We start from the raw sequence: 17145 nt of genomic DNA, 5'->3' as shown, positions 1-17145 counted from the left end.
ACCCTTTTTGACACCACACAAATCCACTAATCTGAATGCTTCCGCTTGATACAGAATACACGGCACCAAGAAAGCATATTCATAATTTTCGCCAGTAGTATGCAAAATCAACTCAGGTCAACACGTACTTTTATAAATAACGAATACTTTGAATTGTTTGCCAAAAGAATTCGTTTGCCTGGCGTCTCAATTCACGATACGCGACGAAACCCGTGCAGCCCCAGACAATGACATTTGCCCATGTCCCTCGAAAAACTCGACGCCACCCAAACGCGGCCAAACATCGAGGGCATTGCGCCATATCGCTACACCTTGGACGGTGGCGGGCGGCATGCGGTCCAACAACTCATTGACGAAAACAATGCCAAACTTCTGCTGGAAGTTGGCGTCTATCTCGGCGGCTCCTGCTATGAGTGGTTAGGTCATTCCGACGAGTTGCACGTGATCGGGGTCGACACTTGGTCGGACGCCTATAATGCACGTGCGGACCTCACTCGTTATCGCGAGATCAACACGTCTTGCTTCCGATACATTGATGATATCGATGCCTTTATCGAGAGCACTGTCGAGCACGGATTTTACGCGTCTGCATTGGCCAATCTGAGCGTCTTTGGCGACCGCTTTCACCCCTATCGAGGCCACGCCCCAGAGGCGCTTTTCGAAATCCGGGATCTCGGCGTCGAACCTGACATCATCTATATCGACTCGGCAAAAGACCGCATCAATCTCAATGCGGCTTATGAGTGTTTTCCCAATGCTAAACTTTGCGGAGATGATTGGACCTGGGGCGCCTCGCTCGGCCACCCGATGCAAGAGGCCGTCAATGGCTTTGCGGAAGAGAACGGATTCAAAGTTCGCGCCAGCGGCGCGACATGGGTGCTGGATAAAATCGCTTAAAATACCGGTAGTTACCAGCCGCCGCCGCCACCTCCGCCGCCACCGCCACCAGAGAAGCCGCCCCCGCCGCCCCCTGAGCTTGAGCTTTGCGGCATCGCGGTTGAGACGCCAGAACTCATGCCCGACACCATGGATTTGGTCATTCCACCCATCGAGCCAAAGGTTCGCGCGCTGACATTTGTCCAGCTGGGATCATAGGCTTTGGCCGCGTCAGGGATCAAACGCTCGAAATGCTTGGTCCAGGGCTTTTCTACCCCGAGCGCAACCGCGTAAGGCAAGAATCTCTCGTAGCGCTCAACCGTCATCGGCGGCGGGGCGTCGCTGCCGACCTCGACAGAATTCAGCTGCAGCTTCTCGGCCTTGTCCATGTAGAGCCTGAACCCTTCCAAATGGGTCCGAACTTTTTGGCCCCGCCGCGTCGGCGCAGGCATCAAATACATGAACAGCCCATTCAGGCCGAGCAAAGCGAGAATGGCCAGCGTGTGCCACCAGGTCCAATACGAATGCTGCAAAATGGCGAACAGGATCGCAAAAACAGACAATGCCCCTCCCAAGATCACATAGATCGGGTTCCACTTGAAATAGGCACTGCCATAGCGATCCGTGACTGTTGTTTTAAACTGTTCATACGCCGCGGTGAAATCTGCATCATATTTTTCACCAAGTTTTACCCGGTCACCACCGTCGAAAACGTCTTCAAACAGGCCGGCCATTTCAGGCGCCATGCTTGGCAATGATGAAGCTCCTGCTTTGGTTAGTGTGGTCTTTTTCTTATTGTCCTTATCGACCTCAATCCGCATCAGGCCGTTAGAAGCGAGATACATCAGGCTGGCGATGAGCCCATCATGCCCGTTCAGGGTGCGATAATAGATGTGATGCGCTGCGGCCGGCGAATAGCCTTCCGGCGGTTCGTATTGCGGGAAGACGGGGCCTTTGACCGGGTCACGCCCAACGCGGTCGAAACTGCGATAATAGAACATGAGCAACCCACCAAAAGACAAAAGTAGCGCCGTTAGAGAGCCATTGCGCGCCCACCAGAGCCAGCCTTGATCCGACAAGGACGGCGGATCGATCACGCCCTTTTCCAGGCCAATCGAAATGGTCAGCCCCTCTCGCGCCTTCAGCGCCTCAGTCGTTTCGAAGACATGCGTATCGCCCATCTGGCGATAAGTTGCGTTGCGCTCAGCCTCACCAAGCCCGCCTGTATAGATATTGGTCTCGGTGATCTGCGCACCGTCCGGCAAGGTCACTCGCGCCGTCGCAGAATTGATTGGGAACACCCAATAATTGCCCGTGACGTTCCAATAGAGCTCGTCCTGATTATCCAAATAGTGGATCTGGTTTTTCACGCGATAGCGGATTTCATACACATGCTCGCGGTAGTCCAAATAGCGATCTTCATGGCCAATCCGCAAACTTACCGCATAGCCCTCTCGCTCGCGTTGATAAGGCTCTTTTTGGCCGTCCTTGCGAACGCTCAGAATTTTGTAGCGATAGGGTAGATTTCCGCCGGTTTCATCATCCTTATAAAAGGCCGGGAGATCGCGCAGAATGCCGCGCCGAATCTCGCGACCTTCGACATTTATCGCGATCGTTTCGGTGACATAGATGTCGCCGTTTTCCTGGACCTCAATCTCTACATCAAAGTTTCGAATCTCTTCTTGCGCTTCCGCGCTCAGGTAAAACGAACAAATTAGCCCGATCGCGACCAGCAACAGTCGAAGGTGCATCATTCGCTTGGCCCGATATCCAGTGAGGGAACCGCACGATCGGCCAGTGTGATTTCAAAAAAGTGGCGCCGCGCAAACCCAAACATTCCGGCGACGAGATTGCCAGGGAAACTCTCCACCGCGACATTCATCTCGCGCACCGCACCATTATAGAAGCGTCGCGCCATTTCGATTTTATTCTCGGTTTCCGACAGTTCGTCTTGGAGCTCTTTGAAATTCTCGTTCGCTTTCAAGTCAGGATAGTCTTCCGCAAGCGCCATAAGCCGACCAACCGGCGCGCCGAGCGCGCTTTCCTTATTGCCGCGCTCGCTGGGGTTGTCTCCAGCTTGCAACGCTGCATTGCGGCGCATGATGACGTCTTCAAACAGCTGCCGCTCATGGCTGGCATAGGCCTGAACCGTGGTCACCAATTGCGGGATGAGGTCCGCGCGTCGCTTGAGCTGGACATCAATGTCCGCCCAGCCATTGTTCACCATATTCCGTTTGCCCACCAATTGGTTGAACAAGATGATCAGGGCGGCCACCAGCACAATTGCTATGCCGACGCTTATATAAATTGCTGTCAAAACAGCCCCCTCTGCATTGGTTATCGAAGACGCAACGCAACCTTAAGGCAAGATTGCGCGCGAATGAAGCAAAACCCAGGAAAACGAGGCTGATTAAAGCTGAACCTCGCTTAGCTTGCGACTTCCCAGCTGCCGAGCGCCGCGTCCATTATCGATACCGCCTCACGGACATCAGAATCTTCGATAATCAGCGGCGGCGCCAAACGCAGAACATTGTTTCCCGCTACGCCAACCAGCAGGCCGGTTTCACGACAAGCGTTCTGGACAGGTTTCGGCAAGGCCTTCAATCGCAGTCCGGTCAGCAGGCCTTTGCCCGTTACGCCATCGACCTTGTCAGGGTGGCTGTCAGCGAGCGATTTCAGCCCCTGCGCAACCGTACCAGACACGCGGCGCACATTCTCCAAAAACGCTTCATCAGAGATGATATCCCAGACAACATTTCCGACCGCCATTGCGAGCGGGTTGCCGCCATAGGTTGAGCCGTGGCTGCCGGGCTGCATGACAGCGCCGGCCGCTTCAGTTGTCAAACAAGCCCCGAATGGGAAGCCGCCACCAACGCCTTTGGCGACGCACATAATGTCGGGTTCAGCTTCGGTCGCCCATTCATGCGCGAAGAGTTTGCCGGTCCGGCCCATGCCGCACTGAACTTCGTCATAAATCAGCAAGGCGCCACGCTCATCGCACAGTTTCCGCATGTCGGTGAGACAAGATTCAGGGATCGCGCGGACGCCGCCCTCGCCTTGTACAGGCTCAACCAAGACCGCAGCCGTCTTGTCCGTCACTGCCGCATCAAGAGCCTCATGATCGCCAAACTCAACTTGCTTAAAGCCAGGCAGCGGCGGGCCAAAGCCTTCTAGATATTTCGGGTTGCCGCCCGCATTGATCGCGCCGAGCGACCGGCCGTGAAACGCGCCCGTGAAGGTGACGATCTCATAGCGGTCGGCATCATCATTCGCCCAATGATACTTGCGGGCGGTTTTGAGTGCGCATTCAATCGCCTCGGTGCCAGAATTGGTGAAAAAGACGCGATCAGCAAATGGCAAGCGCTCACACATTTTCCGGGCAAGCTCTTCGCCAGCCGGAACCCTGAACATGTTCGAGGTGTGCCAAAGCTTTTCAGATTGAGCTTTCAGCGCGTCGACCATCGCTGGATGCGAGTGACCTAATGCACTCACCGCAATCCCGGCGACGAAGTCGAGATAGGATTTACCCTCCTCGGTGATCAGGCGAACCCCCTCGCCACGCTCAAATGCTTCTTCTGGAGGACGGTATACCGGCATGATGTGCTGACGTGGATCGGACATGTTTTGCTCCTGTCTGAAACGATTATTGGCGTTTTCGCCTTTCAGGACGCTCTGCCAGCCTATTCTTTAAAGTCAACTCAGGAGATGATTCCTGCAATTTTTCACCTCATACGTTACACTTGTCACAACAATCATGCTAAGACTCATGCTGATCCGCGGTGAGATTTTCCTTACCATTTTTTCAGGAAAAAAAATCCGATTATTCATTGACGAAAAACGATAAACTGTTATTGTTTTTCAATAATAAATGATCTGGCGGCATCCCTAACCTCTCTCCCCCTGAGCGTCGCCCGATTGATAATCTCACTCCAATATCTTGGCGGCTCCCATTTGGGGGTCGTTTTTTCTTTGTGGAATGTGTTGGGAAAGACGCGCACAGCGCCAAAGAAAAAAGGCGCGACCGATTGGTCACGCCCTGAAAAGTGATTGCAGCGTTTCCTCCCAGAAACTTGCCTGTTGTGTATTGCCACTTTGTCGCAGCGCGTCAAGCACTTCGTGACACCTTCTTAACAAAATTCTCCAAGACAGCGTTGTCAGAGCTGAAGACCTGGTTAATCGTTGCAATTGTTACAGTTTTCGCGCCCCCCTGGGCGAGTGTACGCGCTGCCTCACTCGCTTTTTGAGACGCACAGAGAGCGATTTGATCGCTCACACGCTTGAGATCGAACGCCGTCATCACTGATTCTGGAATCGCACTATCTGATTCGATCCGAACCAAAGCGCGCGCCGAAGCTGTAGCTTCGATCCCGTCTGAAAACACTTCGAGTGTTTGCAATGCGTCTGCAGACCAATCTGCGCGGAGCGACCCCACCAAAGAGGCTTGGCTTTTCAGGATGACACCATCATCCAAGACTTTGAGATCGTTGGCTTTCAAAGTTGCGCCGGTCGAGGTGATGTCGACGATCACTTCTGCAGTCCCCGCGGCTGGGGCCGCCTCCGTCGCGCCGGGGCTCTCGATCAAACGGTACTCTCCGACAGCTTTATCCGCAAAGAACTGTCGTGTGAGTTTGAGATACTTGGTCGCGACGCGCATCCGTCGCCCATGGCGCTGGCGAAACAAAGCGCCGGCCGCCTCGAGATCCGCCATGGTCTCAACATCCAGCCATGCGGATGGAACCGCGACAATCACATCGGCGCCGCCAAAATCAAGCCGCCGCATAACATGCACATCGCGATCGAACGCGTTCGAGAGATCATGCAGCAGGTCTTCGCCTGTAATCCCAATATGCAGGTTCCCAGCGATCAGTTCTTCGGCAATCTCGCGCGCTGAGAGCAACATAATGTCAGCACCTGGCAGCCCTTTGAGTTCCGCACGATAGCTGCGCCCGCCGCCTTTTTGGCGTAGCTTAAAACCGCTTGAGCGGAGCCACTCTTCCGACTTCTCCTTCAGCCGCCCCTTTGAAGGGATCGCAATCGACAAACGTGTCATGAGCGTTCTCCCAGCAAAGTCTCAACCCGGTGCGGAATGATAATTCCGCCTAAGGCCGCGGCATCGACCTTGCCATTCGACAGGTCAGATAGTAGCGAGTCATATCGGCCGCCTGCAACGATGGGGCGTCGCCTTGCGCCATCATCGTCACCCGCCGCGATCTCAAAGACGAACCCGTCATAATAAGTAAAGCGCCGACCAAACCGCGTCGCAAAGCGCGCTGATTTGGTGAAACTCGTTCCGATGGCTGCGAGCTTTTCTGTGCGATCGGCGAAGCGCTGCAACACATTGTCGAGTGACGATAGCCCGCCATCTTTGGCAATTGTTTCTAGCGCGCCAGGCGCTTCTTCGAACGGAACATCGAGGGTCAACACCCGTTCAATAAGCTCGGATTGTTCATCAGAGACTTCGAACCCTGCGCCGACACTGGACCTTGCGTGCAATCGTTCAACAATCTCTTCAGCCGACCGATTACCCACCGGTCGCACGCCGGTGATCGAAAAGATGTCCTCAACGAAAGCGGCAATTTCTTTGCGGCTCATGCCTGAAACACGCGCAGGCAATCCGCTCTGATTGCGCGTCTGGCCAGACAAATAGGCCCGCACACCGCCTTCTTGGCGGAAGGCGCGCCGTAAGCCTGCCGACACGTCCTCAGGAAACCCCAGAGCCTGCACGAAAGCAGGGAATATCGAGAGATCGCCGAAGCTTGTGTGACCGCTTTTAACTCCACACACTTCAGTAGCGTCGACAAGCGTTTGAAACAGCCAGACATCATGCGCTGGATCGCTGGGCGCGCCAAACCGTTCAAGCCCAACCTGCTCGTATTCAAGCGGATCTCCTTGATTTGCCGGCAACCGGAACACCGGACCGCGATAGCGTCGGCAGGTCTCGCCCAAACCGTGCTTTTGGCGCAATCCGCACTCGGCCTGCGCCACTGGCAAAGTCAGATCTGGGCGGAGCGCCCATTCCGTCGCTTCGCCGTCGACGAATGTACAAATCCGGCTGCGGACGGTTTCACCCGACAATTCAAGCGGCACCGACGCCTCGATCAAAAGCGGCGGATCGACAAGATCGCCATCTTGAGTCGCGAGGGCGTTCTCGGCGGCCTCGGCGATACTCATTGCTCTGCCTCCACGATCTCGCGGATGCGTGCGATCATTTCGGCTCGGGGCGCTTCAAGCTGGCCCGGACGCGCCTCACGATACTCTTGATTGCTTTCAATCGCAGCCGCTTGACGCGCGCCTTCCTTCAAATCCTTGATCGTGACGACGCCTTTTTCAAGCTCGTCTGTACCGACCATGATCACAGCCGGCGCGCGGCGACGATCCGCATATTTCATCTGCGGCCGCATGCCCGAACTGCCCATGTAAGCTTCGGCGCGAATGCCAACGCTGCGAAGCTCGGTTGCGAGTTGCAAAGCGATCGCTGGATTTTCGCGATCCATATTCAGGACCACGACCGGGCCATTGAGCTCATCAATCTCACCGCTGATCGAAAATGCGGCTGCCAGGCGACTGATTCCAACTGAGAATCCTGTTGCGGGAATTTTTTCGCCCGTGAAGCGAGCGACCAAATCATCATAGCGGCCACCGCCGCCCACAGAGCCAATCCGAACGGTATTGCCGTCCTCATCCTTGGTCTCTTTTAGCAAGTCGGCTTCGAACACAGGGCCCGTATAGTATTCCAACCCGCGCACGATTGAGGGGTCAAACTTTACGTCACCCTCTGGTGTTCCAAGCGCTGAGAGCGCCCTTGTAATCGCCTCGAGCTCAGCCAAACCAGCTTGCGCGTCTTCGCCGCTACCGACCGCTTGGCCGAGCGCTTCGATCGTTTCACCGCGTGTGGCCCGTCCGGCTTCCGCAAATGCCAAGACGCGTTTAACGCTCGCCGCATCGAGGCCAGCGCCCTTAGTAAAGTCGCCGCTTTCATCCATACGCCCGGCACCGAGCAAGTCAGCCACGCCGCTTGTGCCAAACTTATCCAGCTTATCAAGTGCCCGCAAAATTGTCAGACGAACCGTTTCGCCCGTCGCGCCGACGCCATCCAGCACCGCATTGAGCAGGCGGCGCGTATTCACCCGGATGGCAAACTCTCCATCAGCAGCACCCGCCGCCCGCATTGCTTCAGCGGCCATGGCGATCATTTCAGCATCAGCGTGCGCCCCGGCGGCGCCGACCGTATCGGCATCGCATTGCAAGAATTCACGGAACCGTCCCGGCCCAGGTTTTTCATTCCGCCACACCGAACCAACGGCATAGCGCCGATACGGCTTTGCTAGAGTTTGCCAGTTTTCGGCGGCGAACCGGGCCAGCGGCGCGGTAAGATCATAGCGCAGGCTCATCCATTGGTCGTCATCATCCTGAACCGCGAACACACCCGCATTTGGGCGATCTTGGTCGGGCAGAAATTTTCCCAGCGCGTCGGCATATTCGAACGCCCCAGTATCGAGACCTTCAAATCCCCAGTTACGATAGACGGAGGTTACCCGTTCAATCATCGTCTGTTCCGCGTGGATCAAGCCTTCTCGCTTATCCGGAAACCCGCGCGGTTTCCGCGCCAGATCCATCGGTTTTGGCGGCTTTTGTTTGCCCATTGGTCAGCCTTTGCGTTCGGTCGCGCTCCGCATAGACGAAGCCGTGGTCAGTGTGAAGGTTGCGCGAACAAGGAGACCCCTACTCGATCAACCCAGATGGAAATCGGCGAACGCTCAAACTGTTGGCTCAAAAAGATGAGATGAGAAAACTTGGAGGCGCACCGAACTCATTCGCGCCTCGGGGGACGCGTCAGGTCTTTGGATGAAGATGATGCAGATGTGTTTTCATGACGCCGCGCATACTGAAGCCGACTGCGCCCGTCAAGCCGTAACCCCGTAGGTGTCAGTGTGTGGCGGCGTGAGTTCTGTGAAAATTCACCTATCGGCTCAACCGAATCTTATCGACGATCTGGTAGAAATTTAAACCTGGAATTGAGTAGAGCTTTTGAAACGACTTCTTGATTTTCTCGGCGCTTTCTTCCCGAAGACCCTATGGGTCCCGGATGATGGCAGCCTGATCCTGTCGACGGAGGACATCCATCGGCGGCGGATGATCTATGTTTCGCTCTTCGCCTTTGTAATGACGGCGGGATACACCGCACTGCAAGTCTATCAATTTGGATTTGCTCAATCGGCTTGGTTCAATCTCGGCACGGGTGTGCTGGGCTGTTTTCTGTCTTTGTTTGCCTTAAAAGTCAGCCTTTGGCGCAAACGGCCTGAGCCTTTTATTCGCTTACTTTTGATGGGCTTTTCGGTCTTGCTCTGGGCAGAGATTTATTTCGCTGGCGGGGTCACGGGCTATCATATCGGTATCCTGCCATTACTGCCGGTCGTTGCTGCAATCCTGCTGACAGCGCGCGATACAATTATGTTCACAGTGTTGAACATTGTCGTTGTAGCGGCCTTCGCCATTTTGGCTTTCCAAGGTCAGTTTATCCCCGTCTTTGATATCTCGTCAGAGCTCAATGCGCTGATGACGTCGATCATCATTGCGATTGCGATTCTCGGCTGTGGTGGCGCTGCTGTCATGCTGGTGCAACAAAGCGAAAAAGTGAACCGTCAGCTATTGGAACTGGTTGAGTATCAGTCGCACCTCGCCGCCCACGACCACTTAACCGGGCTCGGCAATCGGATCAGCCTTCAGAAACGATTTGAGAATATTGCTCAGAACGACGCGTTCGACATTCTTTTGATCGACTTGGACGGCTTCAAAGCCGTCAATGACACCTACGGGCACAATGCCGGTGACTTTCTGATCAAAGCCATGGCCGACCGCCTGCGTGAGGTCACCGATCGTCAGGATCTGCTGGTTCGCCTCGGCGGGGATGAGTTTGTGATTCTGCTTGAAGACGTCGACGGCACCCTGGGCAGTGTCCGAAAATATGCGGAATATCTAATCGATATTGTTAGCCGCCCATATCGCTGGCAGCAGGCCGTGCTTCGGGTCTCCGCATCCATCGGTCATGCCCGCTTCCCGCACCACGGCACGAGCCCGAGTAAAGTGCTCAGCCTGGCTGACAAAGCGCTCTATGCTGCGAAAGATGCGGGCAAAGCCCAATGCATCACATACGGGTCTGAAACCTTCTTAAGTCTCGGGCGCGTTACCGGGTCAGGGCCTCAAAGTTCTGAATCAAAACGCAAAATTGCCGCATTCACCCCAAATCTGCGCCAAAAATCTGGATAAGAGTGAATATTCCACAAAGCCGGGGCTTCCGGCGGCACTCGAACCATGGTTCAACAGCCACTTAGTCAGAGCCCAGGCAGTATCTGGGTTTGGAAGCAAAGGGCTGAACCATGACAACGCTTGCACTCGTAGATGATGATGAAAACATCGTCGCCTCTTTAAAGATCTTCTTTGAAGCTGAAGGGTATCAAGTCCGCACCTATCATGACGGTTTATCTGCGCTCGGCGCGCTGACCGATAGTCCGCCTGATCTTGCTATTCTCGATGTAAAAATGCCGAAAATGGATGGCATGGAATTGCTCAAGCGTTTGCGCCAAACCTCGGAATTGCCGGTGATTTTCCTGACCTCGAAAGATGAGGAAATCGATGAAGTGATCGGGTTCAATATTGGCGCCGATGATTTTGTTCGGAAGCCTTGCTCAAACCGGCTTCTATCGGAGCGCGTCAAAGCGGTGCTGCGCCGGTCGCGATCCGCAGATGCCGCCCCAGAAGACGGCGATGTGAAACCGATTGTTCGCGGTCGACTGACACTTGACCCCAATCGCCACTCTTGTTCTTGGGATGGCCATCCGGTGCGCCTGACCGTGACCGAATTTCTGATCTTGCAAGCGCTTGCCCAGCGGCCGGGCTATGTAAAGTCACGCGATAATCTGATGGACGCTGCGTATGATGATCAGATCTATGTCGATGATCGGACGATCGACAGCCATATCAAACGGCTGCGCAAAAAATTCCGGGAAAGCGACAAAGAATTTGATGCGATCGAAACGCTGTATGGCGTCGGTTATCGCTACAATGAAAGCTAGCTTTCAATTTAAGGGGTGGGACAATGAAAACACAGACCATATTGATCGGGCTTAGCCTGGCTGTTGCCGCATGTGGCGGCGCCCCTGACGCGGCGGATCCATATGCGGATCTTGCGGACAATTCGCTCCTTGTGCGGTTCGAAGCGAACCCGGACATCGCAGAAGGCCAGTGCAATCCTAACGTGCACTATGCGATGCGCACGACGGAGGAGAGTATTCTCCTCAACGTCAGTATTGAAGTCGTCGATCAAAACCTGAGCGGCTCTGGCCTGGCGATCTTTGACGCTGAACAATCCGGTGTGGCGACGAATACGGGCGAGCTGAATATGTTCGACCCTTATCCCCTGCCCTGTTCAGAGCTGACGGTTCGCGTTTCCGAGATTACCTGCCGGGCAAATGATCAGGATGCTGGCGAACCATGTCCAAACCCGGTCTTCGAAGGCACGGAAATGTTTGCAGACTTTCGAGGCCTGCCAAACAATTAGTTTGCCAGTTTGAGCCAGGCGCGTGCAGCGGCGAGTGCAGACTTGATCTCGTCTTTACAGAGCAAGTCGGCCATTTCCTGACGGCAAATTTTTGCATCGTCACAGCCTTTGAGCACAGCCAAGTTGAACCATTTATGCGCTGCGACCAAGTCTTGCTCGCAATCAACGCCTTCTGAGTAAGCCAGGCCAACGCGGTATAGCTCTTCACCTGTCGCGGTTTCAGAATTCAAACCGGTCTCTGGTGCAATATCAATCGCCAAATCTGAATATGGCATCTTCTTTTCCTCTCATCTGTCGAGAGGTGTCCGGCTCTAGTTTTCTAAAGTCCGGGACACCCACCATCACAATCACCAATACCTCGGCGACAGGGGTGAGATTGCCGGACAGGCTTTGCATTAAGGTTAACGCCTAGAGCGCTGAAATGGCAGTGTATTAATAAAACCGGGTCTGGCTGTTAACTTCGAATGAGATATTCGGATAATTTTGCACCGGCCACCGGAAAATCGCTGATTTCCGGTAATACGGGCCGTCTCGAGAATTTCTCATTTTTACCATGCCTAATACTCAGAGCTGTGAGCAGGGCTCGTTTTCTGAAGACAATCGCAATCCGCGTTTGGATTTGTTACATGGCGAACATGCTCAATCGACTTCCCCCTCTAAATGCGATCAAGGCGTTTCACGCGGCGAGTCGCCACCTCAATCTGTCTCGCGCCGCAGAAGAGCTCGGCGTGACCCAAGGCGCGGTGAGCAAACAGATCCTCGCTTTGGAGGATTTTATCGGCGCCAAACTGTTCGAACGCTTGCCAACGGGACTCGAACTCACGAGTGAGGGAACCTCCCTTAAAAATGTCACCTGGCCAGCGTTTGAATTGCTGCTGTCGGGTTTTTCTCGTTATGAACGCCGCCCACCGCGCTCACAGAAGGTTCGGATTTCGACGCTGGCATCTTTCGCCTCAAGTATTCTGGCGCCAAGGCTGGGGCGACTTGAAGCAGCGTTTCCCGAGGTTCAGTTTGAGATCCTGACGTCGGATCGCGTACTTGATCACAGTCGAGAAGAAATCGATTTCAGCATTCGCTATGGACAAGCGAGCGCCAAAGACTTGCAATACGACCCAATCGGCTCAGCCCGGATCGTTCCCGTTTGCGCATCGGGCATCCAGATGGACCCGAAATCCCTTTTGCGATTCCAGGTGTTCTCTATCAATGAGTGGCGTGCCTGGGAAGATCAGCATGGTGATGGTTTAACCCGACATGGCCAAAATCTCGTGATTGAGGATTTTGTCGTCGCCCTCAGCGCTGTCCTAAAGGGGCAAGGCTATGCCCTCCTGCCAGAGCTAATCGTCCATGACCAAATCCAAACCGGCCAGCTGACAAGGTTTGGCACTCCGTTAGCCGATTGGCCGTACCAATACTATCTCGCTTACCGGCCACAAGCCGCAAAGCGCAAACCTGTCGCGTCGATCATGGCATGGATCCGCAATGAAATCGCGGCATCATCCGCGACTTAATTTGCGCGAAAATTACTCATACCTCAGTTGACGAAGCCGCGATTCTCATGGCCGGCGGCGCATGCCATCTCCCTCTTCCCGCCCCAAGATGGAAAAGGAGATGACTATGAAGAAGACATTACAACTCGTTCTAATCGGTGCCGCTCTGTTGATGACAACTCCAATCGTGAGTGCACAGTTGTACGAACCCGTGACGGTTTCGTTTGAGTATGATCGCTCTGCTCCAATTAAAACGACTTACCGCAACGCGTTAAAGCAAACGGAAAAAGCGTGCGGGCTCAATCGGGAAATCGCGCCAATGAAACGGGCCCTAAAACGAACATGCGTGACACCGATCTTAGAGCAATTTGTTCTCGCCACGCAGGATCAAGATTTGATCGCTTTTTACGAACGCAAAAACAATGTTCATATCACTGCTAATCGTATCGCCGCTCACTAACCCGGTACGACAGCGGCGATGAGCCGAGGCCCTGGTGCGGCGATCGCGTCGGCCAGGGCCTGATCAAAGGTTTCCGCAGTGGTCGCTTCGACGGCGGGAACGCCCATACTGGAAGCGAGCTGAACCCAATCAATATCAGGTCCGCCAATCGACAGCATGTTTTTCGCCGCCGGGCCCGGATTACCAGCGCCAGTGCGATAGAGCTCAATATTCAGAATGCGATAGGAGTGATTGACGAAGACAATCGTCGTCACATCCGCGCCTTCGCGCGCCATGCTCCACAGAGCTTGGTTTGTGTACATGCCGGCGCCGTCGCCGGACAGACAAATGACTTTCCGATCAGGCGCAGCGATCGCGGCTCCAAGCGCCAGCGGCATGCCCTGCCCGATCGCTCCACCGGTCAGCATCATCCAATCATGCGGTTGAGCGTTTTGCGTGGGCAAGTAAGACAGAAGGCCATTGGAAACGCCATCATCTGAGACGAGCGCGTTTTCTGGCATATGACGCGCGAGGCTTTGACCGACAGCCTGCGCCGTGAGATCTCCACTTGGTTGCTCTGGCTGAGCAAGCCCTTCAACCGGCGCGGCGTCATTTGTATTCAACGCATCTGCGAGCGCCGCAAGCGTCATCGCACTATCTGTGCTTGCATCCCCAAGATCTAAAAGCTCACAGCCTTCCGGGACGAGTAGGCTTGGTTTCCCAGGATAAGAGAAGAAAGCAACCGGCGCGCTTGTTCCAGCCAGGATCATCAGATCGCTGCCTTCGAGATCACTCATCGCTCCTTCAGCGAAATATTGCATCCGCTCTGGTGCGAAGACCCCGGCCCCGCGGCGCATCTTTGCGTAGAACGTATCCGTCAGCACCCGGATGCCTGCCGCTTTTAGGCGCGACGCAGCCTGCAACCCGGTTTCGGTTAGAGCTGTGCCATTCATGATGATCACTGGTTTGCTGGCTTTCGAGATCGCGTCCGCAGCGGCCGTGACGCGCTCGTCTGAAACCTGTCGAAGCGTGGGCGCAGGCAGGCGCGCCCCCAATTTTCCGCCTTCGAGCCAGGCGCTATCGGCGGGTAGGAGAAGAGAAACGGGTCCGGGCTTTGGGCCAAAGCTCGCAGCAAAGGCTTCCGCCGCCAGCTCGCCGGTTTGATCGACTTTGTTGGCAGATTTGATCCACCTCGAATTCGGCCCAGCAAGGCCAACAATGTCTGAGGTGAGCGGCGCATCATATTTGAGATGAGGCACGGCATGATCACCAATCACATTGATCATCGGCGTGTTCGCGCGGCCAGCATTGTGAATGTTCGCGCCAGCATTGAGATAGCCTGCCCCCAAATGCAGAAGCGTCATCGCAGGGGTTCCGGCAACCCGGGCAAATCCGTCTGCGGCACCCGTCGCGACGCCTTCAAACAGACATAAGACTGATCGGATGCGCGGCTCGCCATCCAGCGCGGTGACCAAGTGCATTTCGGACGTACCAGGATTGGCGAAGCAGGCGGTGACGCCATGGTCCGCCAGGGTTCCTACTAAAGCCTGCGCGCCCGTCATCTTTTGTGCGTCTTGCTCGCTCATGTCTGCCCTCTTGCATCTGTGTGTTGCACAGTCTCTAGCGCGACGGTTGAGAAAGAACAGACCCTTCGCGTATCAAGACAAGACGGGACGACACAAGGCCGCCCCGCCAAGGTCCGTAGACAAGCCACAAAGGGGATATGGCTGCGAGGGAACCGAAATTCGCGCCTCGCACGAACTATATCTGCCGCCAAGATCTGAAATTCAAGTCAACTTATCCATGAGATCTGCATTTCTTCTGTATTCGCGCGTTACAGATTTATGACATCACGCTCAGTACGCGCGCCATAGAGCTTGGACACATCTTCGGATCGCAGCCCTTGGGCCTTGTTTTGATTGATGTATCCCTTCTCAGTGATCTCGCCCGCATCCGCTTGCGGCGGTGTGGTTTGCAGCAAGATCCGCGCAATCCGGCTGGCGGCGTTTGGATTCTGCCGATTGTGCGCCGCAAGGCCAACGCGGACCGCTTCAATCACTTTTGGATGTTTCGCGAGCTGATCGAGCGGCAAAGCCTCACCGACCAAACGCTGGCAGTATCCCTCGTTCAAGAAGCCAAGCAAACACACATTGTCTTCGTTTAAGCCGCAAACAACGGCGTCGGACAGGGCACCGTCCACCGCCTGCACAGCCTGCACGCGAAGCTTACCGGCCGAGACCCATGTCCCATTCGCCAGCTTAAATTCTTCCGCCGTCCGACCATCAAAAGCGAGACCCTTGTTCGGTTTGTCAGGATCAACAAAGCGAACCGCATCGCCTAAGCGGTAAAACCCTTCTTCATCAAACGCGGCTTTGGTCTTCTCTTCGTCCCGATAATAGCCAGGCGTCACGTTCACGCCTTTCACCCGGAGTTCCATCTTCTCGCCGGCGGGCACAAGTTTGAACGTGTTGCCTGGCAAAGGCAGACCAATCAGCCCCATCGTGTCATTTGGCCAATGCACATTGCTGGCGGTCGGTGAGGTCTCTGTCGCGCCATAGCCCGCAGACAAAGAAATGCGTTTGCCGGTCACGCGCACGGCGACAGTTTGGATACGCTCATAAATATCCTGCCCCATCGCAGCGCCGCCATAGGCCATGGAACAAATGCGCTCGAAGAAGGTCTCCGCCAGAGCCTCATCGCGCTCAAACTCCGTGGCAAGCGCCGCCCAGGCCGCGGGCACTGTAGTGTGCTGCGTGGTCGAGATTTCTTTCATGTTGCGGATCATCTCTGGCAGTCGCGCAGGCGTCGGCGCACCCCAATCGAGATACAGTGTACCACCCCAATCGGTCATATTGTGCAAGATCGCATTGGCGCCATAGGTGTGGCTCCAAGGCAGAAAATTGCACATGATCTGAACCCCGCCGGAAACCTCGTCGAGACGTTTCTCATCCCAAACCGAGCGGATCATTTTGGCGTTCGCTGCGATCATACCGTGCGTGTTGATCACCGCTTTCGGTTCGCCCGTCGAACCAGAGGTGAGCATAAATTTCGCCACCGTTTCCGAGTTTAGTCGATCATAAGCCTCCGAGACAGAGTTCCCGCCGGGCACCGCAAAATCCTCTAATGACTGCGTCTGATACCCCTTTGGTGCATTGCGCGAATACAAAACCAGCCGGTCTTCGACCTTCATCCCATCGAGCCCGCGCTGATACTCTGCGCCATCCTCGACATAAATAAAGTTTGGCTCGATCAATTCATCGACATAATTTAGGCGCGCAAAATCTTGGCTCAGCAGCGCATAAGCCGGCGTAACGGGAACCACAGGACAGCCCGCCAGCATCGCGCCGTACATCACCAAGGCATGATCAATCGTATTGCGCGAGAGGATCATCACCGGCGCATCCGCCCCGGCATTCAGGAAACCTTGTGCAATCGCCTGCACTTTTGTCCACGCCTCCGCATAGCTGATCTCTTGCCAGCCCTCTTTACTCGAATCGATTGGGTCACGTTGCGCGAGCCAGGTGCGATCCGGCGCGTGTCCGGCCCAATGCCGCAAGGGCCAAAGCATGTGTGGCGGGTGGTCTTTCAGAGGGTGGCCATTGTCCAATAGGATTGATCCGTCCGCGCGCTGATCAACCGTCATCTTTTGCGGCAAGTAAGGCACTTCGCGAAATGGGATATGACTGGTTTCACTCATGGCTTAGCTCAAACCTTTCGTTTCGATCTATTGGCGACGACCACTTAGCGCTCAGTGAATCGCAGCTCAATCATGAGGCGTCAGTCCG

General features: G+C 55.0%; 15 protein-coding genes. 6 read left to right on the top strand and 9 right to left on the bottom strand.

Features of this window, described 5'->3' with window-relative positions; all coding sequences use genetic code 11:
- Positions 1-240: 240 nt before the first annotated feature.
- A complete protein-coding gene (locus MY069_RS13850; RefSeq protein ID WP_482794374.1) occupies positions 241-897 on the top strand; it encodes a hypothetical protein in 657 nt (218 codons plus the stop codon).
- Between the two features lie 11 nt (positions 898-908).
- On the opposite strand, the gene MY069_RS13845 is transcribed toward MY069_RS13850, so the two are convergent.
- From MY069_RS13845 to hisS, 6 genes are all read right to left on the bottom strand, one after another.
- On the bottom strand, positions 909-2630 hold the full coding sequence (locus MY069_RS13845) for a DUF2207 domain-containing protein (protein WP_482794373.1): 1722 nt from the start codon (positions 2628-2630) through the stop codon (positions 909-911).
- On the bottom strand, positions 2627-3184 hold the full coding sequence (locus tag MY069_RS13840; protein ID WP_482796712.1) for a LemA family protein: 558 nt from the start codon (positions 3182-3184) through the stop codon (positions 2627-2629). Before MY069_RS13840 ends, MY069_RS13845 begins: the two co-directional genes overlap by 4 nt.
- Positions 3185-3303: 119 nt before the next feature.
- Positions 3304-4497, bottom strand: coding sequence for an acetylornithine transaminase (locus MY069_RS13835; protein ID WP_482794372.1), 1194 nt, complete (start codon positions 4495-4497; stop codon positions 3304-3306).
- 484 nt (positions 4498-4981) lie between these two features.
- Positions 4982-5926, bottom strand: coding sequence for an ATP phosphoribosyltransferase (hisG, locus tag MY069_RS13830; protein WP_482794371.1), 945 nt, complete (start codon positions 5924-5926; stop codon positions 4982-4984).
- Entirely contained in the window at positions 5923-7047 is a 1125-nt protein-coding gene (locus MY069_RS13825) for an ATP phosphoribosyltransferase regulatory subunit (protein WP_482794370.1), read from the bottom strand. Before MY069_RS13825 ends, hisG begins: the two co-directional genes overlap by 4 nt.
- On the bottom strand, positions 7044-8519 hold the full coding sequence (hisS, locus tag MY069_RS13820) for a histidine--tRNA ligase (protein ID WP_482794369.1): 1476 nt from the start codon (positions 8517-8519) through the stop codon (positions 7044-7046). Before hisS ends, MY069_RS13825 begins: the two co-directional genes overlap by 4 nt.
- A gap of 385 nt (positions 8520-8904) precedes the next feature.
- Between hisS and MY069_RS13815 the strand changes: the two genes are divergently transcribed.
- The 3 genes from MY069_RS13815 to MY069_RS13805 all read left to right on the top strand — a co-directional run bounded on the left by MY069_RS13815 (position 8905) and on the right by MY069_RS13805 (position 11434).
- The gene (locus MY069_RS13815) at positions 8905-10143 is read left to right on the top strand and encodes a GGDEF domain-containing protein (RefSeq protein WP_482794368.1); all 1239 of its coding nucleotides are present in this window, start codon (positions 8905-8907) and stop codon (positions 10141-10143) included.
- 110 nt (positions 10144-10253) lie between these two features.
- Positions 10254-10949 carry a response regulator transcription factor gene (locus MY069_RS13810; protein ID WP_482794367.1) on the top strand — a complete coding sequence of 232 codons (696 nt, stop codon included), beginning with the start codon at positions 10254-10256 and terminating at the stop codon, positions 10947-10949.
- Between the two features lie 23 nt (positions 10950-10972).
- On the top strand, positions 10973-11434 hold the full coding sequence (locus MY069_RS13805; protein ID WP_482794366.1) for a hypothetical protein: 462 nt from the start codon (positions 10973-10975) through the stop codon (positions 11432-11434).
- Here the strand turns inward: MY069_RS13805 and MY069_RS13800 are convergent.
- Positions 11431-11709, bottom strand: coding sequence for a hypothetical protein (locus MY069_RS13800; RefSeq protein ID WP_482794365.1), 279 nt, complete (start codon positions 11707-11709; stop codon positions 11431-11433). The genes MY069_RS13805 and MY069_RS13800 overlap by 4 nt on opposite strands.
- A gap of 351 nt (positions 11710-12060) precedes the next feature.
- Between MY069_RS13800 and MY069_RS13795 the strand changes: the two genes are divergently transcribed.
- Together MY069_RS13795 and MY069_RS13790 are read left to right on the top strand one after the other, a co-directional pair.
- Entirely contained in the window at positions 12061-12942 is an 882-nt protein-coding gene (locus tag MY069_RS13795; RefSeq protein ID WP_482794364.1) for a LysR substrate-binding domain-containing protein, read from the top strand.
- Positions 12943-13048: 106 nt separating this feature from the next.
- Positions 13049-13381 (top strand): hypothetical protein, encoded by a 333-nt coding sequence (locus MY069_RS13790; protein WP_482794363.1) that lies wholly within the window; start codon positions 13049-13051, stop codon positions 13379-13381.
- On the opposite strand, the gene MY069_RS13785 is transcribed toward MY069_RS13790, so the two are convergent.
- Together MY069_RS13785 and MY069_RS13780 are read right to left on the bottom strand one after the other, a co-directional pair.
- Positions 13378-14922: an acetolactate synthase large subunit gene (locus tag MY069_RS13785; RefSeq protein ID WP_482796711.1), complete on the bottom strand. Its 1545-nt coding sequence runs from the start codon at positions 14920-14922 to the stop codon at positions 13378-13380. The genes MY069_RS13790 and MY069_RS13785 overlap by 4 nt on opposite strands.
- Positions 14923-15194: 272 nt before the next feature.
- On the bottom strand, positions 15195-17057 hold the full coding sequence (locus MY069_RS13780; protein WP_482794362.1) for a feruloyl-CoA synthase: 1863 nt from the start codon (positions 17055-17057) through the stop codon (positions 15195-15197).
- Positions 17058-17145: the final 88 nt, after the last annotated feature.

The sequence above is a fragment of the Hyphomonas sp. ske169 genome (assembly GCF_056850855.1).
The sequence above is the reverse complement of the archived record's forward strand: the minus strand, read 5'-3'. Positions and strand labels throughout refer to the sequence as shown.